This window comes from Bradyrhizobium sp., assembly GCF_035652035.1.
In the GTDB taxonomy this organism is placed as follows: Bacteria; Pseudomonadota; Alphaproteobacteria; order Rhizobiales; family Xanthobacteraceae; genus Bradyrhizobium.
In genome coordinates this window covers 218,485-237,784 of the sequence record NZ_DASREO010000091.1, presented here as the reverse complement: position 1 = coordinate 237,784, position 19,300 = coordinate 218,485, and the positions used below count along the sequence as shown (strand labels likewise).

The window sequence follows — 19,300 nt, the reverse complement described above, 5'->3', positions numbered from 1 at the left end:
AGTTCTGGCGCCTGGCGGTAGATTTGGCGTTGCGGCAAAGCAACAGCGAACCGCGAGTGTCGCGCAAGGGCGGCTCCGGTCAAGCACTGTTCGGTAGCGGTCAAGACGCTATCGCGCCCTTGCGACTAGGTTCGTCCCCTGAGGAGCGATTCATCGCTCGCGTTCGCAACTTGCGACAACAAGGGACGATATCGAATGTCGAAAATGAAAAAGATGAGATCGGAGTGGCCGGTTCTCGCGATCGCTGCCGTCGCAATCGCGGGCGCCGGCGGCGTCAACGTCCCGGGCGCCCTGGCCGCCGATATGGCGCCGGCGCCGATCTATGCGAAGGAGCCGGTCGTCGCGCCAGCCACGTCGTGGACAGGCTTCTATCTCGGCGGCGGCATTGGCTTTCGCTCGGCCAATCTCAGTGAGCAGACGTTGTCGGCGGATCGTCCCGGGTTTTCCAATGGCAATTTGATGGACCCCCTCACCTGCACCTTCGCCTCGTGCGGCATCCCTCAGTCGCTCGACCACACGGCATTCAGGTTCAGCCCCTATTTCGGCTATAACTGGCAAATCGCCCCGCAATGGCTGGTGGGTATCGAGGGCGACGTCGGCTTCGGCAGCAAGACGAGCACCATTAACGGCGTGCCGCTTCCCGGCGCCGGGCTTTTCAGCTTTGACAATGTTCCAACCGACTCTTTCGCGGTGAAGACCAGTTGGGATGCGAGCGCGCGGGGAAGGGTTGGATACCTTGTGACGCCGGGGGTTCTTCTTTATACGACGGGTGGTGCTGCCTGGCAGCGCATCGAGGCAACATCGACCTGCGGCCTCGCGAACGGCTTTTTCAATTGTGGCCTGCCTGACACCTTTAGCGGCACCGTCACCGACAGCACAACAAAGCTCGGCTACACGATCGGCGGCGGCATTGAAACCATGGTGAGCGGTCACTGGCTGCTGCGCGGCGAGTTTCGCTATTCCGATTTCGGAACCATCACCAACAACGATGTGAGAACCCGCCTGCCATCGACCCAGCTGCTCGTCACGAGCTACAACCTTCGCCTGACGACCGAAACCGTGCTCGCCGGCGTCGCCTACAAGTTTTGAGAATGATTGGCGAGCCCTGGATCCGCCGGGGCTCGCCTGCGATCACCGGCGTCCCGCCATCGGGCGGGGTCGGTGGCGGTCCCGTGCGTGTTTCGCCTAGGGACGCGCTTCGGATGACTCGACGAAATGTAAGATCAGCGCCACCACCGCAATAACGGGCGGCACGACGAAGCACCGCAAGCCGAACAGCGCATAGAGCAGCGCTGCGGTCGCGCAACCGATCGCGAACACGACGATACTGGCCGACATCTGGATCAGCCGCGACGTCGGAGCCCGCTCATCTTGCCTCGGATAGATGCTGTCGGCGATGTCGAGCATCACCTGCGTCGTCGTTCCCGTCATCACCGTCGAGGGCGGTGCGCTGGCAAAATGGACGCGATGCACTGCGTTCTGGATCGCCATCGCCGCCACCAGCACCATGCCGGTCAGGAGAGCCTGCCAGCTATCGCCATCGGTGAACGGGCCAAAGCGGATGGCAAGCGCCGCGCCCGCAATGAGCAGCAGAATTTTCAGCACCAATAATGGCGCGAAAGGACGGGTGGAACGATGGGCGAGAGCCGTCCCCATCCATCGCGCCGCGATCACGACGATGCAGAACACCGGCAGCGCCAGCAGCTTGGCGATCGTGCCGGACGTGCCGAGCACGAGCGAGGCGCCGAGCGTGACGAAGTTGCCGGTGACGTGCGAGGTGAACAGGCCATGCAGCGCGAGGAATCCGGCGGTGTCGACAAAGCCGGCATTGAAACCAAGAACCAGCGGCAGCAGGGAGCGAGGCGGCGCGAGAGCCATGAGGAAATTCCGGCGGACCCAATGATCTAAGGCCGTCGAAATCTATCGGTCAACCGCGCCGCTGGCTACGGCCAGCCCTATCCCCTGATGAAGGCGAGCAGATCGGCGTTGATGGTCGCCGCTTCCGTCGTCGGCATGCCGTGCGGAAAACCCTTGTAGGTTTTCAAGGTGCCGTTCTGGAGCAGCTTTGCCGACAGCGGACCTGACGCGACATAGGGTACGATCTGATCGTCCTCGCTGTGCATCACCAGCACCGGAAGCTTGATCTTCTTCAGGTCCTCGGTGAAGTCGGTCTGCGAGAAGGCGACGATGCCGTCGTAATGCGCTTTCGCGCCACCCATCATGCCCTGACGCCACCAGTTCTCGATCACGGCCTCCGACGGTTTCGCACCCGGCTTGTTGTAGCCATAGAACGGGCCGGCGGCGACGTCGCGATAGAATTGCGAGCGGCCGCCCGCAAGCGCGGCCTGGAATCCATCGAAGACTTCCTTCGGAGTGCCATTCGGATTGGCCGGCGTCTTCACCATCAAGGGCGGCACCGCGCAGAGGATCGCGGCCTTTTTGGCGCGGCCCTCGCCATGGCGCGCGAGATAATGCACGACTTCACCGCCGCCGGTGGAATGGCCGACGTGAATGGCCTCTTCCAGATCAAGATGCCTGACCACGGCGGCGAGATCGTCGGCGTAGTGATCCATGTCGTGGCCGTCGGCGGTCTGGCTGGAGCGGCCGTGGCCGCGCCGGTCATGCGCGATCACGCGAAAACCGTGATTGAGGAAAAACATCATCTGCGCGTCCCAGTCGTCGGACGACAGCGGCCAACCGTGGCTGAACACGATCGGCTGACCCTTGCCCCAGTCCTTGTAGAAAATCTCGACGCCGTCTTTGGTCGTGATGGTTGGCATTCATTCTCTCCAAATGATCCGGCTAGCAGAAGGCTACGCCACGCCCCGAAAGCAAGTCTTGTATTTTGTGTGTGTCTTTTGGATGAAGCGGGGGAATCAGACGAAGCGATGGAAATGATGGATCGGGCCATGGCCTTTGCCGACGCCGAGACGATCGGCGGCCGCGATCGCCGCCGTGATCCATGTCTTGGCCTCGCGCACGGCCTGCTCCAGTGGCTCGCCTTTGGCGAGGCCTGCTGCGATCGACGACGACAACGAGCAGCCGGTGCCGTGGGTATTCTCGGTCGCGATGCGCGGCGCCGGCAGTGCGACGACTTCGTTGCCATGGAACAGATAATCGATGCTCTCGGCCCCCTGCCCGTGACCGCCCTTGATCAGTACGGCTGCCGCGCCCATCGCGAGCAATCGCCTGCCCTGATCCCGGATGGCTCCTTCATCCGATGCGACTGATACGTTCAGGAGGCTTGCTGCTTCCGGCAAATTCGGCGTCAGAAGCGTCGCCATTGGAACAAGGCGCTTGCGCAAGCCTTCAACCGCTTCAGCTGACAAAAGCCGCCCGCCGGATGTCGCCACCATCACCGGATCAAGCACGACGTAGTTCGGTTTCCAGCGCGCGAGTGAGGCCGCAATCGCCTCCATGATGGCGAGCTCAGCCACCATGCCGATCTTGACGGCTTTGACGTCGAGGTCGTCAAACACGGCATCACACTGCGCCGTCACGAAGGCCGCCGGCACCGGGTGAACGCCGCGCACGCCTTGCGTGTTCTGCGCGGTCAGCGCTGTGATGACGGACGCGCCATAGACGCCTGACGCGGCGAAGGTCTTCAGGTCGGCCTGGATGCCGGCGCCGCCTGAGGAATCCGAGCCTGCAATGGTGAGTGCAACGGGTGTCGTCATCGCCTCAAGTCGTTGATCATAAACCGCTAAGCTAGCTCGCCCTGTTGTTGCCAGCAAGTTTCGCTGCGCTATATTGGTCTGCAGGAACAGCCCCTTGGGGCCTCAGGAATAGCTTCGGAGACGACCGCGATGGTCCCCTTTTTCGTCCAGATCAAATGCAAGCTCGGCCAGTCCTATGTCGTCGCCAATGCGCTTGCCGAAGCGGAGATCGCCTCGGAGATCTATTCCACCGCCGGCCATTACGACCTGCTGGTCAAATTCTATGTCAACGAAGGAACCGACATCGGCCACTTCGTGAACGAGAAAGTGCAGGTCATTCCCGGCATCCAGGACACCCACACCATCATCACCTTCAAGGCGTTCGGCGGGGCGTGAGGAAAGCCACGCAAGGCGTGATCTTCTGATGAGACTCTCGCCACGATTTGGGTGAGCGGGAGCAAGGGAGGAAGTCGTGATCGTATCTCGCAGGGCCGTTCTGGCCGGCCTTGGCGGCGCCGGTCTTTCGATGCCTTACATCTCGCGCGCGGCCGCCGCCGACTATTCCTGGAAGTTCGGTCACGGTTTCCCAGCCACCCATCCCGTCCATACATTCGCGCTGGAGGCAGCCGCGAAAATCAAGGAGACGACCTCCGGCAAGGTCGATATCGGCGTTTTCCCGAACAGCCAGCTCGGCGGCGACAGCGACCTGCTATCGCAGGTGCGCGCCGGCGCGATCGATTTCTTCTCGACCGGCGGGCTGATCTTCGCAACGCTGGTGCCGATCGCGGCCATCAACGGGACAGGCTTTGCCTTCAAGAGCACTGACGCCGTGTGGCCGGCAATGGATGGCGAGCTTGGCGCTCTGATTCGCAAGGGTTTTGAGAAAGCCGATCTCTATGCGTTCGAGAAGATCTGGAACAACGGTTTTCGCCAGATCACCACCAGCAAGAAGCCGATCCGGGATCCGTCCGATCTGACAGGTTTCAAGATCCGCGTTCCGGTCAGCCAGGTCTATGTCTCCCTGTTCAAGGCGCTCGGCGCCTCGCCGACCAGCATCAATCTGTCCGACGTTTACACGGCGCTGCAAACCGGAGTGGTCGACGGGCAGGAAAATCCGCTTGTCGTGGCCGACACGTCCAAATTCTACGAGGTGCAGAAATTCTGCTCAAAGACCAACCATGTCTGGGACGGTTCGTGGATCGTCACCAGCAACCGCACCTGGCGCGGCGTGCCTGACGACATCAAGGCCAAGGTCGCCGCGGGCTTCAACGACGGCGCCGTGAAGCAGCGCGACGCCGTGACCAAACTCAACGATGAGCTCGCCACTTCGCTGCAACAGAAGGGCATCACGTTCAACGACACGGACCCCGCGCCGTTTCGCGACGTGCTGAAGAAGGCCGGCTTCTACACGGAATGGAAGAAAAAACACGGCGAGGAAGCCTGGGGCCTCCTGGAAAAGTCCGTCGGACAATTGGGCTGATCTGACAGACGAAATCCCGCTGCGCGAACTGCACGGCGGGATCATTTTTTTTGGCGCCGCGGCCGCCGCCAGGACGGGCAACCGCGAACCTCAGACTTATGAGCTCCGCCTATTCGTCGTCACGGTCGAACAGGTCCGGAAGAACGCGCGTGCCTTCCTGCCGGACAGAGTCCAGCGCGTGTGAGTGAAGCCCAAGCGCGCGCAGGATGGTCGGAGCGATTTGCGTGGTATGCACGAGGTCGTCGACGTTGTGCTGCTCGGCGGATGCTCCCGCGACAATCAGGGCCACATGGGTGTCGTCCAGCGACCCGCCACCGTGCTCGGCAATCTTGGCGTTGCTTCCCGAGTAGATCACGCCGTGATTGGGCTGAATGAAGATGTCGGGCGCCCTCGCCGCGGCGATCGATCCCGGAATTTGGGGATCACCGAAGATATCAGCGAGCTCGTCACCCCAGTTGATGTTGGAGTTGAAGATCGTGCCGGGCGGCAGCATGTTGGCGTGGATCGCGCCCGCGTTGTTCTGCAGCTTGATGACTTCCTGCTTCACAATGCTCGGGCTGTTAGGCTGAAGCCAGACGATGCCGACGTCGTCCGTCTGCAGGTGACCTCCTTGCGCATATTGACTGCCGCTGTTCGGATTGGTGAAAGCGGAAAAGGCATTGTCGACAGGCGGGCTGGTGATATCGCCCGGGTCCACCACCGTGTGGTCCGGTGCCTGCGTCGCCTTGGATTTCATCTGCAGCTTCGTGGGATCGATCGGCGACTGGCCGTGCTTTGCCGAGACGATGATCAGCGTGTCTTCGAGCAGGTCCCTCGCCCTCAACGCGGCAACCATGCGGCCGATCGAGGCGTCGGTGTGGGCGATCGCATGCGCCAGGATCGGCCTTGGCGTAAGCGTGTTGGCGTTGTAACCGCCAGCCACGAGCTTCTCGCCGACGCTGACGGCCTGGAAGTTCATGCCGAAAATCGCCGGCGCCCTGCCGGTCCAGGTGCCGCCTTCCGCGTGCTTGCCGTTGATCCAGTTGATGACGGCGTTGACCTTGATGTCGTCATAAGCCTCCTGGGTCGGCGAGCAGTCGACATACTGCACCGGGGTAATGTTGTTGAAAAACAACGTCGAGTTCGTGCTGTTGCAGGCGAGAGCGGCGCTTTTCAGGTCGACTCCGTTGGCGGAGTTGGGACCCGGAGGGGTTGCGGTCGCGATGTTCGAGTTGATCTCGGGCGTATAGAGATCGTCGATATTGGGCGCGCCGACAAAATGGCCGTTCAGGATGTCGTAGGCCGGATGCTTGTCGGACCAGGCGGTCTGCAGGCCGGCTGCGTGGGCGACGCCGAAGATGGTGTTGACCTTCACGAAATCATGCGGGAACACCTTGGAGCAGCTACCGTCGGCGTGGCGCTGGTTCGGCAGATAGGCCGGGTTGATGCCACCGCTAAACAGCTGATTTGAGTGAAAATCAATCGACTCATCGAGCACGACTTCGGTGCCGGGATTGCCGCTGCAACCGCTCGCGACCGCCGGGAAGTTTCCGTCCGGCGAGAACAGCGTGCGATCGTAGCTGTCATCATAGTAGACGCCGGTCGTCTTCGGCGTTCCGCCCGTCACCTGCGCGAGCATGCCGGGGAACGAATCCGAGGGCGTGGTCGTCCTTGCGTTCGAATAGGTGACACCGTGGCGCGCAAGGGCTGCGAGGTTCGGGCAGCCGCCGCTTGACACACAGCCCGCCAAATCGTGCTGGTGGAAGCCGTCGATGCTGAGGAGCAGCACGTGCTTGAAGTGATGGTCGTCGTCCGCGCGGCTCGCCGCTGCAAACAGGAATTGAGAAGAAATCACGCCGGCGACCGCGGCGGTTGACAGCAAATAGTCACGAAAACTTCGCATGAGTTCGCCCCTCTCTATTATTGAAAGATGAGAATTGCCCTGACTGAGGCGCGGCAATCTATTCGCCGCCACTTGACGGAGCGATGACGCTTTCTTGCGACTTCAATGACTGTACCCAGGGATAAAGTGGAAACGGGCAAGCTGGGCAGCGCTGGAAATATCTGACGGAATTAACGAAGAGCCCTCAAATCGCTGCCATGGCGGCACTCGTCAAAGCTTTCGCCGTCGTGTAGGAGCGCTTGTTGATCTGGCCGGATGACCGGGAAAAGACGGCAACGCCGTCAAAGCTTGCGCCCCGGCACGCTGATATCGGAACGCATCGGTCATTCCGGCGTTGCCGTCGTTGCGTAGGTCTTTGCCTTGCCGTCATGAGATGTCTCGGTCCAGCAAAAATGCCTGGCAGCATCAGCCGGGTGTCCGGCTTCCTGCAAAAACTGCTTCTGTTCGCAGCGGTGGCCGTGAGCGGATGGCCGGCGCTTGCGGCGGACGCGGGAGAAGATCAGACGCAAGCCACGGAGGCAGGCGCTTTGCCGCAAACACCGGAGGCGAAGCCGCCCGACCCAACACCGCCAAACCCGAAACCTCCAAATCTCTGCGAGGCGCTTGGTGCGGCGGCAACGGCGAATGAACTGCCGGTCGATTTCTTCACCCGGCTGATCTGGCAGGAAAGCCGCTTCAAACCGGACGCGGTCAGCCAGAAAGGCGCGCAAGGCATCGCTCAATTCATGCCGGCCACCGCAAGGGAAAACGGTCTGGAGAATCCCTTCAATGCGATCGAAGCGATCACGAAATCCGGTCAGTTGCTGCGCGATCTGCGCCGTGAATTCGGCAATCTCGGCCTGGCGGCCGCCGCCTACAATGCCGGACCTGCGCGTGTGCACGACTGGCTTGGCAGCCACCGGCCACTGCCGCGGGAGACGCGCGCCTATGTGCGGATCGTGACCGGCCGTTCTGCCGAGGAATGGGCCACAGGAAAGCAGACCGGCGCGATCGAGATGCCCACCGTCAAAATCCCCTGCGATTTGCCGGTCACCGCCTTGAACGAGACCAAGCCCGGGGACTCGCAGCCGAAAACTGAATCCGTCAAGCCTTGGGGCGTCGAGATCGTCGGCGGAACGACGCGGGCCAACGCGCTTGCGCGCTATCGTGACTGGCAGCCGAAGTTCGCGAGCCTCGTTGAGGGACGCGAAACGAACGTGGTCATACGCGGGGTGATCGGTCAGGCCGGTGCCGCGCGCGTGCGGATCGGCGACGACACCCGCGCCGGTGCAGAAAAATTATGCGCCTCGCTCAAGGCCGCCGGCACTTACTGCGACGTGATGCGCAATTGATGACCGCCGCAGGCCCGCCGCAAGCCACACATTTGCTTGTCACGATTTGTCAATTTGTCTGAATATCCGAGTCATGAATTGACAAAATGCCATTTTCCTAGCTGTTGAAGGCGGTTGCGGAGAACCAAGGGCGTGTAAAGACGTCATGCTCTGGTATGCCAGCGAATGTCCGGCATCAGAGCGAAGGCGTCACGATTACACCTCAAGGAGACAACATGGCCCGCAACATTCTCATCCTGGGCGCATCCTACGGGTCCCTGCTGGGAACCAAGCTGCTCATGGCCGGCCACAATGTGACGCTGGTTTGCCGCAGGAAGACCGCCGATCTCATCAATCGCGAGGGCACCCAAGTCCGCATCAAGCTGCGCGAGGAGCCTTCACACCGAGCGATCTTTTCGCGCGACCTGCCCGGAAAACTGGATGCGGTCGTGCCCCAGGACGTCGACGTCTCCCGTTACGACCTGGTCGGTCTTGCGATGCAGGAGCCGCAATACGCCAATCACACGATCCGCGTCCTGATGATCAAGATCGCCACGGCGAAGCTGCCGTGTCTTTCGATCATGAACATGCCGCCGTTGCCATATCTCAAGCGGATTCCCTCGCTGGCGGAGATGGATCTGGAGGAGGCCTACACCAATGCCCAGGTCTGGGAGCGGTTCGAGCCCGGGCTGGTGTCGCTCTGCTCGCCCGACCCGCAGGCGTTCCGTCCGCCGGAAGAGGCCGCGAATGTGCTGCACGTTGGCCTCGCGACGAATTTCAAGGCCGCCGCGTTCGCCGATGACGCGCACAACAAGATCCTGCGCGAGCTGGAAGCCGACATCGACGCGCTCAGGCTCGACGGTCAGGATGTTCCGGTGAAGCTGAAAGTGTTCGATTCGCCGTTCGTACCGCTTGCGAAATGGTCGATGCTGCTCACCGGCAACTATCGCTGCATCACGCTGCAGGAACCGCAGTCGATCAAGGACGCGGTGCACCGCGACTTGAAACTGTCGCAGTCGATCTACGAGCATGTCGATGGCGTCGCGCGGCGTCTCGGCGCCGACCCGGCCGATCAGGTGCCGTTCGCGAAATACGCCAAGGCGGCCGAGAGTCTGCTCAAGCCGTCATCGGCGGCGCGCGCAGTCGCCGCCGGTGCGCCGTTCATCGAGCGGGTCGATTTGCTCGTCAAGCTGATCTCGCATCAGCTCGGCGTGCCCAATGCGGAAATCGATCGAACGGTGCAGACCGTCGATCAAAAGCTCAACGAGAAGATTGTGGAAGGCGGGTCGGGCGGACTGTGATGCGTCATTCGCGACCAGCGAATGACGCATCACACGCTTGATGAGCTCATCCGCCTGATCCGGGATGGGTGCGCCCTGCTCTCATCCTCAGCCGGAATTCGCTCCGCTCTACCGGAAAACTCCGGACAGAACGATGAGTCCCGGCCAGGCGGCCACCATGATGGCGCTGGGTATAACGCTCGCAAAACTCGAAGAGCCATGGCGGACGAAAACCCAGACCATCGATGCAAGCCAGACAAAAACAAAAAAGGCGCTGGTCAACAGCGCGCCCCGGATCCCCGCGAGTATCAGGCCAAGCGGCGTCATCCCCAGCGCCATGACGCCGATCGTAAACAACCAGGAACCGAGTTTGGGTCGATCAGACAGCAACGCGCTGACGGGATCTTCGGTCGGCCATTCCATCACACCAGCTCGAGCAAACACGCGTTGAAATAGCCAAGAAGCAGTCTCGACGCTTACATCCGGCGCCGGGACTGCTCCTAAAGGCATCGACGGAATGTCGATCGCGCATCTGCTCACAACGTGCCGGTTCCCGCGTTAACCTATGATCACTCGCGGGCGGCGCAGATCGATCGAGGGAACCAGGCTAGTACCGCCGATCTGAAGTCCCTGCACCACAAGCTGCGAATTCGATCAGGGACTTCAGATCGATAAAGCGGTACTAGAACCAATAAGTTTGCCAGTGCCCATGACTTTCCGAAGTTCGTGAAAGTGGGTGCTGCGATGGAGCACGAACTTCGGAAAGTGGGCACTAGACGCGTCACCAGCCCTGTTGTTGTCCCCAGCCCTGCTGCGACGGGTAGGCCTGCTGCGCAGGATAGGCGCGTCGCCCGTCCGGATAATACACCTGGCCGCCGCTCCCCCGGCGCATGACGCCGGGTTGAGGATTGCCACCTTGCTGCGGCTCCGGGCTGCGCTGGAAGAACGGGAAGAAGCCGCCACCGCCATTGTCGAAGAAGCCGTTGTCGCTCGCGACCAGCGTCGACGGCGTCGGCTTGCGCGTGATGAAGCCGCCCTGCGGCTGGTTGTTCAGCACTGCGACGAATTCGGTGCGATAGTTGGTCTCTTTGCTCAGGGGTTCGTCCGAGACGACGATCGAGGATCGCGGCACCGCGGTCGGCGCGATGCGATCGAGCACATCCTGCGGGATGGTGATGCGGTCGAGCGCGTCCTTGGCGTTGTCACCGTCGTCGATGGTGACCGCGGTCCAGCGCAGGCCGTTGCCCGCACGCGCGACCGCCGTGAACACATGCGTGCCGATCGGCCTGTCGGGATCGCGGATCGTGACGGGAACCTCGATCGTCGTATCGAACACCTCGCCGCCACCGTCGGGCGCGGGCTTGTGGGTGTTGCGCCGCACGTAAAGCCTTTGCGTCGCGCGGCTGATGTAGACCGAGACCGGCTCGACGGCGAGCTTCGCCTCGAGCGCCGCCTTGGCGGTGTCGGCCTTCCTGGTCGCGGCGGCCTTGGCGGCATCCTTTGTCGCGGCAACGGCGTCCATCTTCGACTTGGCGCCCGCCTTTGCGGCGTCGAGTTGCGTCGCGGCTTCCGCTGCCCGGGGCGCGGCCTTCTCCTTCAGTACTTCGGCCTTCGCGGTGGCCTGTTCCGTCTTGGCGGCGGCGAGCGCCCGATCGGCAAAGGCAACTTCGGCGTCAGCGCTCTTCTTCTGGAATTCCAGCTTGCGCAGCGTCGCCGGGAGCGATGCAGCCTCGCGCGCCGCGGCCTTGGCCGCCTCCTTCGCCTCATCGGAAATCCGGGCAGCCTCATCGGCCTCGCGTGTGAGCTTGTCGGCGCGCGCGGGGACAGCCGCGATCGCATCGGCCTTCGGCACGAACAGCAAGGGGTGCGAAAACTCGACCGGTTCCGCGTCGTTCGGCGAAACGATCACTCGCATTCCGATCCAGGTCTTTTCGAACAGGTCCTCGGCAAACTCGTAGGGCATCCGCACGCAGCCATGCGAGGCCGCGTAACCCGGCAACGGCCCGCCATGCAGCGCGAGGCCATTCCAGGTGATGCGCTGCATGTTCGGCATCCAGGCGTCGTCATACATGGTCGAGTGGTGGTCCTTGTCCTTCTCGACGACGGCGAACACGCCCGCCGGCGTCTCGCGCCCGGTGGTGCCGGTCGAGACCGGCGCACGCAGGATCCAGCCGTCGGCGTCGTAGAACGTCACCTTTTGGCTCTTGATCGACACGATCGCCATGATCGGCTCGCCGGCCGTGCGCGGCGCGGTCGCCTCAACGGCCTGCGAAGGGCGCCCCTGCCGCGCGGCAACATCCGGGGTGAGCGCCGCCGTGGCGGCGATCGCCGCTGACACCACAATGGCGGTGGGTCCCCACCGCCGCAGCGCCACCGTAGGCCGCGCCGTCGTCAATCGATTTAACATTCCACGCCCCGGTTGAAATAACAGCCCGCGCTTGGGTCGCCGCGCCCCAAGTCTCAGATCGCGGTCTTTATATTCAGCTAACGCACATCCAACGAACGCCGGCCACCATTTGCGCCGGCTGTCCGACCCGTCACGACCGTCGGCACGTTCTGGTGACAATTCACTCATATACGACAGCCCGCACAGGAGGAAGGCCAGCCAGTGTCGCGACTCTGACGTTCCTTTCAGTGTCGCCGGGAGTTCTTCGAAGGAACGTCAGAGTCAAAAGCCACACTGGAATCATATGGTTGCTAGTGTCCCTTTGGTTCTGACATTCGTAAACGTGCCGGCCGCGATATCATACGAATGTCAGGACCGGGACACTAGGGCCGAAATTGGCTCGAAGCAGGCGCCATCTGGCCAATACGATGTCGCCTTCCGGTCCAACGCAGAGGATGCCGGGTCCGATCCCGACTTTTCGGAAATTGAGGCGAAAGGCGGCGATGGCGTGCATGCGCCTCTCTCTCCTCCCCTTCGCCCGGCATCGAATCGGCCAGCAAACGACCCTGGCACGAGAGGTTGCGATTACGCACTCGCATCGCAGTCATGCATGCCCACGCCGGAACAAACACCAGGCACGAGACAGGCGCGAGCGTGTGCATCCATGCGCTTGATCGGTCAGCGGCTTTGAAACCGATGTTCGTTGCTGTGTCGAAGCGCCGCAAGAAACTGTCACTTGGCTGTTAGAAACCTGCCAGATTCCCGCAACACGGCGTCGCTAGGTTCGCGACAGATATGTCGCAAGACATATTCCCTCGTTGAATAAGGAAAATTCTGTGATCGCGGTCAACGTGCGGGCGGTGCCATGTTGGGCATCGGCCCCGCCGACGGCTGCGTATTGGCAGGTGGGGCGTGCGCCGACGATTTTCGATCTTTTCCTGCGTTGCCGCAGCTGCTTGCCTTGGAGCTTTCTTTGGGCTCGCCGCAAGCATCCCGACGGCATGGCTCGGCGCAACCAGCCTGCAAAGTGTGGCGGAGACACAGCGCGATGTTTGTGCCCGGCCGGCGCCGGGCAGCGCTATTTCGCAACCGGTCGACCTTCGCAGCCAGGGCGGCATCCTCGAGACTGATCTGCGCATTCGCAATCAGAAGCTTCCCGATGGCACCGCGCGCTATTGCTACCTGACGGACGACGGCAAGCCGTCGCCGACGCTGCGCGTCAAGCCGGGCGACGAGCTCGTCATCCATTTCAAGAACGACCTCGGAGATCTCGACACGGATCAATCGGCGATCGACCGGCCGCTCGCCGGCGCACCGATCTGCACGGCGAAGAAGACCGCCAACCCTTGCGAGAGCGGCGCGATGACGCCGGTGTCGACCAACCTGCATTTTCACGGGCTGACCGTTCCGCCGGTCTGCCATCAGGACGAGGTGCTGAAAACCTCGATCCAGCCCGACGATGCGCCGTTCGACTATCGCCTGCACATCGACGACGACGCGGCGCCCGGCCTCTACTGGTATCACCCGCATCTTCACGGCTTGTCCAAGACGCAGGTGCTGGGCGGCGCGTCCGGCGCGCTGATCATCGAGGGCATCGAGCGCGCCAATCCCGATCTCGCAGGCCTGCCCGAGCGCGTGATCGTGATCCGCGACCAGGACCTGATCAATCCCGACGCGCCGCCGGCGCGATCCGAGCCTGTGATGTCGAAGAGCCAGCTCGACAGCGACGGCGATGCGCTCAACACCGGCACCGGCTTCGGCAAGCCGTCGAAAGATCTCTCCGTCAATTTTGTGCCGGTGCCGTATCCGAATTATCCGCCAGCGGTGACGTCGATGAAGCCGGGCGAGCGGCAGCTCTGGCGCGTCTTGAATGCCTCCGCGATCACCTACCTCAATCTGGCCCTGCTGGTGCACCGCGCGCCGCAAAAGCTCGGCGTGGTCGGCCTCGACGGTGTGCCGCTGCATTTTGCCGGCAGCCCCTCGCCGGCAGTGCAATGGGTCGATCACATCGGCGTGCCGCCCGGTTCGCGCGCCGAATTCATCGTTGAAGGACCGCCGGCGGGCTCGGGCGCCCTCCTGGTCACGCGTTCGGTCGATACCGGACCCGCCGGCGAGAACGATCCCAACCGCGCGCTGCTGGCGATCACGGCGAGCAGCGAAGCGAGCGAGCCGCAGTCCGCACTGCCGGCACGCGCCGAGCCGCTGCCGAGCGCGAGCCGGCCGTGGGTCGGCAATGTCGCGCCGGTCCGCGTGCGAAAACTTTTCTTTTCCGAGCAACAGGAGAATCCAAGCGATCCCAATAGTCCCACCAAATTCTTTCTGACGACGGACGGCGAAACTCCAAAGCCGTTCGATCCGCAATCGGACGCGGCGGACATCGTCGTCAGGCAAGGTGACGTCGAAGACTGGATCATCGAGAACCGCTCGGCGGAGCTGCATGATTTTCACATCCATCAGCTCCATTTCCAACTGCGGGAGTGGTCAGGGGTCCCCGTCAACGAGCCCTTCCTGCGCGATACCGTGAACGTCCCCTACTACAAGAGCCGGATGCTGACCTATCCCAGCGTGCGGCTACGCATGGATTTTCGCGATCCCAACATCGTCGGCACGTTCGTCTACCACTGTCACGTTCTCGAGCACGAGGACGGCGGCATGATGGGAAGAATCAAGGTCGTGCCGAGGAACACTGTGACTTCAACGACGAACCAGCAGAACAAAGGAGAGCTTTAATGCGCGACAAGCACAAGTCACGTTGGTTACAAAGTTGCCGCCTGACCCTCAGCGCCCTCGCACTGGGCCAGTTCATCGCCGCCCCCGTGATGGCGGACCCGTTCGGCTTCCCCGGCTTCCCGGGATTCCCGGGCAACGGTGGTCACGAAGCCCGATCGCCGATCAAGCATGTGATCGTGATCATCGGTGAAAACCGCAGCTTCGATCACGTGTTCGCCACCTATGTGCCGAACAAGCACGGCGAAAGCGTCGACAATCTTCTGTCCAAGGGCATCATCAAGCTCGACGCCAACAAGAACGCTGTTCCCGGACCCAACTTCCAGCGGGCCCACCAACTCGCAGGGCAGGATACTGGTCCGGCCGATCAGTTCTTGCTGAGCCCGCCGCAAACGACTTTCCCGAACGACCAACTGCCGCCTCCGCTGGTCGGCGGACCGAAGGCCTGCTCGGACACCAACTTCCAGCAGTGCCTCGTCACGCTGTCGCTCGCCGAGCAGACTGAAAACGGACTGGCGCCCGACTACTACCAGTACCTCTTGACCGGCGCGAGCGGCCAGTCGTCGGGGGCACCCGATGCGCGCATCACCAATGTGAATGCGTTGTCGGCTGGACCGTTCGCGCTCACCGGCGCGACCATGCCCTACGACTCGTACTCGGCGAGCCCGGTGCATCGCTTCTACCAGATGTGGCAGCAGATGAACTGCAACGTCGAGGCCGCCAACCGTGACAATCCGTCGGGCTGCGGCCACAACCTGTTCGCCTGGGTCGAAGTGACTGTGGGCGCCGGCACCAACGGCAAAGCTCAGCCGTCCCCCTTCACCAACGCAAGCACCGGTGAAGGATCGACCGCGCTTGGCTTCTACAACGTGCAGAAAGGCGATGTGCCCTACTTCACGAGCCTCGCGCAGAAGTACGCGATGAGCGACAACTTCCACCAGTCCGTCAACGGCGGCACCGGTGCCAACCACATCATGTTCGGCCACGGCGACATGATCTATTTCAGCGACGCCAATGGTCATCCTGCGGTGCCGCCCAACAACGTGACGATCACGGGCGCCGACGTCAACGGCACGAGCGTCGTCGCCGAAATCGAGAATCCGAACCCGGCCCCGGGCACCAACAACTGGTACAGCGAGGACGGTTACGGCGGCGGCGGCTTTGGCTCGACAGCGTTCGGCGGCGGCTCCTACACCAACTGCGCCGACACATCGCAGCCCGGCGTCGAGCCGATCGTCTCCTATCTGAAGTCGCTCCGGATCAACCCGAATTGCGAACCGGGCCGCTACTATCTGATGAACAACTACAACCCCGGTTATTTCGGCAACGGCAAAAACGCCTACACCGACACCAACGTGAACAACACGCCGTTCACGATTCCGCCGTCGACACGCAAGAGCATCGGCGACAGCCTGAACGAGCGTGGCATCTCCTGGAAGTACTATGGCGACCAGTGGAACAACTACGTCAACGATCCGTATCAGCTCAACTGGGCTTCTGCCGGACCGAACGCCGACGAGTACTGCAACATCTGCAACCCGTTCCAGTACGACACGTCGATCATGTCGCATCCGGATCAGGTCGCGGCGCACATCCAGGATACCGTGAACCTGTATAGCGACATCGCAAACCACACCCTGCCTGCGGTTTCGATCGCCAAGCCGAGCGGATACGTCGATGGTCACCCGGCGTCGTCCAAGCTCAATCTGTTCGAAGGCTTCGTGAAGAAGATCGTCGACCAGGTCGAGGCCTCGCCCTACGCCAACGATACCGCTATCTTCATCACCTTCGACGAAGGCGGCGGCTACTATGACTCAGGTTACGTGCAGCCGCTCGACTACTTCGGCGACGGCACCCGTATCCCGCTGATCGTGGTCTCAAAGCACGCGATCGCGGGCCACATCTCGCACAACTATTCGGACCACGTCTCGATCATCAAGTTCATCGAGCGCAACTGGGGTCTGGAGCCGATCACGAACCGCAGCCGGGACAACTATCCGAACCCGATCGCGTTGCCGAGCAACCCGTACGTTCCGCTGAATCATCCCGCGATCAGCGATCTGTACGACCTGTTCGACTTCGGCCAGGGTTTTGGCTTCGAGCAATGATGGTTGGGATCTCTCAATCCCATTCATGACGACAAAAAAGAGTCCGCCGGCCCGAAAGGCCGGCGGATTCTTTTGCACCGATATCGATGAGGCTTCGCAGACCTGAGGTCGAACCGGCAATCACTTCGCGAAGGCAGGGAATTCCGGCAGCTTGGAGATGTCGCGCGCGTCGTGCTGGATGATCAGCGTGCCCTTCAGGTTCGCCAGGATCTTCTTGATGCGCTCGATCGAAGCAACCGTCTGCGCGCGGTCGTAGTTGAAGGCCGGCACGCCGTCGGACTCGTAATTCTCGCGGAAGTGCACGGCGTCGCCGCTCAAGATGACCGGTCCCATGCCTACGAGTTTGACCAACAGGCTCGAATGGCCCGGCGTGTGGCCGGGCGTGCGCAGCACGATCACGCTGCCGTCGCCGAACACATCCTTGTCGAGACCGAGCGGCAACGGCTCGACCTTGTTCTCGCCCTTGATCCAGCCCTCGAACGGCTTGTAGTTCACGCCCTCGGCCGGCTTGGGCGCCGAGATCGCGTCCCACTCGCGGGTACCGATCAAAAGCGTTGCCTTCGGAAACGACGCGATCTGGCCGGTGTGATCGGCGTGATAGTGGCTGATGCCGACATATTTGATCTGGTCGGGCTTGACGTCGATCTTGGCGAGCTGGTCGACGATGCTCACCTTCGGCGCGACGTTGGGCGCGGTCATAGAGTGACCGGTGTCCCACAGCATGTACTCGTCGCCATGCTTGATCAGGTAGCAGCTATAGACGAACTGAAGCTTGAGGTCCGGGAAAGCATAAGTATCCGAGAACCGTTGATTGACCGCGATCGGCGCCTGCGGCGTGCCGCAGTCGGCGAGACGCGCGAGCGACAGGTCGGCGGCCTGCGCGGGCAGTGCGAGAACCGCGAGGCAAGCGCCGGCGGCGAGATTGACCAACGTCCTTTTCATCTTTCCTCCCTTGAGTTTGCTTGGTGGTAAAATCGGTGGCGGGCGAGAAGATACATGGCGCCGAATGATGAGGGAATGTCCGTTCAGGGCCGGTGCCGACAATGTGCTAGGCTAAAGCCGTGCGGCAAAGGGGGAGCCATGAGGCGACGCCAGTTCATCGCATTGCTGGGCGGCGCGGCAACGTCATGGCCGTTCTTTGCGCACGCGCAGCAAGGCGCCATGCCGCTGATCGGATATCTGGGATCAAGCAGCGCCTCGATTGACCGGCCGCGCCTTGCCGCATTTTTGAAGCGGCTCGGTGAACTCGGCTGGGTCAAGGACCGCAAAGTCAGAAGCCGCGCCGATGCTCTTTATGTGTATCGGCGCGCCGCCGAAATCGTCGACAAGGTACTGCGCGGTGCGAAGCCGGCGGATATTCCGGTCGAGGCGCCAACGGCGTTCAAGTTTGTCCTCAACCTGAAAACCGCAAAAGAGCTCGGCTTGAGCGTGCCCTATTCGGTGCAACTGTTGGCCGACGAGGTGATCGAATGAAGCGGCGGGACTTCATCGCGGGAGCAACGCTAGCGACGATGCTGCCGAAAATCGTCCGCGCGCAACAGGCGGACGCCGTGCGCCGCGTCGCCATTCTGGTTGCCGAGGTCGGCGAGGATGACCCCGACTATGAAGGACGCATTGCCGCGATAAGAGAAGGGCTGCGCGGCCTCGGCTGGATCGAAGGCCGGAACTTGCGACTTGATATTCATCGAAGTCCCCCCAAGGCGACCGATCTCCGCAAACATATCGACGCGTTGCTGGCCGCGCGCCCGGATGTCGTCGTGACCTCCGGCGGTACGACGACTGTCCCACTGATGCAGGCAACCAGCACTGTTCCGATTGTGTTCAGCTCAGCCGTCGATCCCGTCGGCGCCGGATTGGTCGAGAGCCTGGCGCATCCCGGCGGCAACGTCACAGGCTTCTCGCAGTTCGACTACAGTCTGAGCGGCAAGTGGCTGGAAATTCTCAAGCAGGTCGCGCCCAGCGTTGTCCGCGCGGGCATCATCCGTGACGCCGCGCGTACTGCCGGGATTGGTCAGTTCGCGGTGATTCAGTCTGTCTCAGGTAGCTTGGGGGTCGATGTTGTTCCGATCAACGCGACCGACGAGCGTGCGGTCGAAGCCGGGATCGACAAGCTCGCGCGCTCCCAAGGTAGCGGACTGGTCGTCACGACCGGTGCAGCCTTAATTGCGCATCGTGATCTTATTATCAAGCTGGCGGCCCGGTACGGATTGCCGGCGGCTTATCCCCGCCGGACGTGGGTCGATCGCGGCGGCCTGATATCTTATGGACCGGATCTCGTCGCATCAGCGAAGCTTGCTGCCGGTTACGTCGATCGCGTCCTCAAGGGCGCGCAGCCTGCCGATCTTCCGGTGCAGGCTCCGACCAAATATGACTTGGTCATTAATGCAAAAGCCGCAAAGCAGCTGGGCCTCACCATCCCCTCCACGCTGCTCGCTCGCGCCGACGAGGTGATCGAATAGAGCGGGCGATGT

Annotated in this window: 16 protein-coding genes; 9 read left to right on the top strand and 7 right to left on the bottom strand. The window is 62.1% G+C overall.

All coding sequences use genetic code 11. The features are described from left to right. Positions 1 to 204: 204 nt before the first annotated feature. Positions 205 to 1,089 (top strand): outer membrane protein, encoded by an 885-nt coding sequence (locus tag VFB05_RS25005; protein ID WP_325017332.1) that lies wholly within the window; start codon positions 205 to 207, stop codon positions 1,087 to 1,089. A gap of 96 nt (positions 1,090 to 1,185) precedes the next feature. On the opposite strand, the gene VFB05_RS25000 is transcribed toward VFB05_RS25005, so the two are convergent. The 3 genes from VFB05_RS25000 to thiD form a co-directional block, all read right to left on the bottom strand. After that, positions 1,186 to 1,878: a YoaK family protein gene (locus VFB05_RS25000; protein ID WP_325017330.1), complete on the bottom strand. Its 693-nt coding sequence runs from the start codon at positions 1,876 to 1,878 to the stop codon at positions 1,186 to 1,188. Between the two features lie 77 nt (positions 1,879 to 1,955). Continuing rightward, complete coding sequence (locus VFB05_RS24995; RefSeq protein ID WP_325017328.1) at positions 1,956 to 2,780, bottom strand: alpha/beta hydrolase; 825 nt, start codon at positions 2,778 to 2,780, stop codon at positions 1,956 to 1,958. Positions 2,781 to 2,876: 96 nt separating this feature from the next. Further along, positions 2,877 to 3,677, bottom strand: a complete 801-nt coding sequence (thiD, locus tag VFB05_RS24990) for a bifunctional hydroxymethylpyrimidine kinase/phosphomethylpyrimidine kinase (RefSeq protein WP_325017325.1) — start codon at positions 3,675 to 3,677, stop codon at positions 2,877 to 2,879. Between the two features lie 129 nt (positions 3,678 to 3,806). Between thiD and VFB05_RS24985 the strand changes: the two genes are divergently transcribed. Together VFB05_RS24985 and VFB05_RS24980 are read left to right on the top strand one after the other, a co-directional pair. Continuing rightward, complete coding sequence (locus tag VFB05_RS24985; protein ID WP_325017323.1) at positions 3,807 to 4,052, top strand: Lrp/AsnC family transcriptional regulator; 246 nt, start codon at positions 3,807 to 3,809, stop codon at positions 4,050 to 4,052. A 76-nt stretch (positions 4,053 to 4,128) separates the two neighbouring features. Beyond that, positions 4,129 to 5,136, top strand: coding sequence for a TRAP transporter substrate-binding protein (locus VFB05_RS24980; protein ID WP_325017321.1), 1,008 nt, complete (start codon positions 4,129 to 4,131; stop codon positions 5,134 to 5,136). Between the two features lie 109 nt (positions 5,137 to 5,245). Here the strand turns inward: VFB05_RS24980 and VFB05_RS24975 are convergent, their stop codons facing one another. Further along, positions 5,246 to 7,018, bottom strand: a complete 1,773-nt coding sequence (locus tag VFB05_RS24975; protein WP_325017318.1) for an alkaline phosphatase family protein — start codon at positions 7,016 to 7,018, stop codon at positions 5,246 to 5,248. A 392-nt stretch (positions 7,019 to 7,410) separates the two neighbouring features. On the opposite strand from VFB05_RS24975, the gene VFB05_RS24970 reads away from it, so the two are divergent. Further along, positions 7,411 to 8,349, top strand: coding sequence for a lytic transglycosylase domain-containing protein (locus tag VFB05_RS24970; protein ID WP_325017316.1), 939 nt, complete (start codon positions 7,411 to 7,413; stop codon positions 8,347 to 8,349). 215 nt (positions 8,350 to 8,564) lie between these two features. After that, positions 8,565 to 9,629 (top strand): ketopantoate reductase family protein, encoded by a 1,065-nt coding sequence (locus tag VFB05_RS24965; protein ID WP_325017313.1) that lies wholly within the window; start codon positions 8,565 to 8,567, stop codon positions 9,627 to 9,629. Between the two features lie 108 nt (positions 9,630 to 9,737). Here VFB05_RS24965 and VFB05_RS24960 read toward each other — a convergent pair whose 3' ends face one another. Together VFB05_RS24960 and VFB05_RS24955 are read right to left on the bottom strand one after the other, a co-directional pair. After that, positions 9,738 to 10,031: a hypothetical protein gene (locus VFB05_RS24960; RefSeq protein ID WP_325017311.1), complete on the bottom strand. Its 294-nt coding sequence runs from the start codon at positions 10,029 to 10,031 to the stop codon at positions 9,738 to 9,740. Between the two features lie 358 nt (positions 10,032 to 10,389). After that, positions 10,390 to 12,015 carry a L,D-transpeptidase gene (locus VFB05_RS24955; protein ID WP_325017309.1) on the bottom strand — a complete coding sequence of 542 codons (1,626 nt, stop codon included), beginning with the start codon at positions 12,013 to 12,015 and terminating at the stop codon, positions 10,390 to 10,392. Positions 12,016 to 12,906: 891 nt separating this feature from the next. Between VFB05_RS24955 and VFB05_RS24950 the strand changes: the two genes are divergently transcribed. Both VFB05_RS24950 and VFB05_RS24945 read left to right on the top strand, forming a co-directional pair. Next, a complete protein-coding gene (locus tag VFB05_RS24950) occupies positions 12,907 to 14,724 on the top strand; it encodes a multicopper oxidase family protein (RefSeq protein ID WP_325017306.1) in 1,818 nt (605 codons plus the stop codon). Then, a complete protein-coding gene (locus VFB05_RS24945) occupies positions 14,724 to 16,829 on the top strand; it encodes an alkaline phosphatase family protein (RefSeq protein ID WP_325017303.1) in 2,106 nt (701 codons plus the stop codon). Before VFB05_RS24950 ends, VFB05_RS24945 begins: the two co-directional genes overlap by 1 nt. Positions 16,830 to 16,949: 120 nt before the next feature. On the opposite strand, the gene VFB05_RS24940 is transcribed toward VFB05_RS24945, so the two are convergent. Further along, positions 16,950 to 17,771, bottom strand: a complete 822-nt coding sequence (locus VFB05_RS24940) for an N-acyl homoserine lactonase family protein (protein ID WP_325017301.1) — start codon at positions 17,769 to 17,771, stop codon at positions 16,950 to 16,952. A 138-nt stretch (positions 17,772 to 17,909) separates the two neighbouring features. Here VFB05_RS24940 and VFB05_RS24935 point away from each other — a divergent pair, with 138 nt between their 5' ends. Both VFB05_RS24935 and VFB05_RS24930 read left to right on the top strand, forming a co-directional pair. Beyond that, positions 17,910 to 18,302: an ABC transporter substrate binding protein gene (locus tag VFB05_RS24935; protein WP_325017299.1), complete on the top strand. Its 393-nt coding sequence runs from the start codon at positions 17,910 to 17,912 to the stop codon at positions 18,300 to 18,302. Further along, positions 18,299 to 19,288: an ABC transporter substrate-binding protein gene (locus VFB05_RS24930; protein ID WP_325017296.1), complete on the top strand. Its 990-nt coding sequence runs from the start codon at positions 18,299 to 18,301 to the stop codon at positions 19,286 to 19,288. The genes VFB05_RS24935 and VFB05_RS24930 overlap by 4 nt, the downstream gene beginning before the upstream one ends. Positions 19,289 to 19,300: the final 12 nt, after the last annotated feature.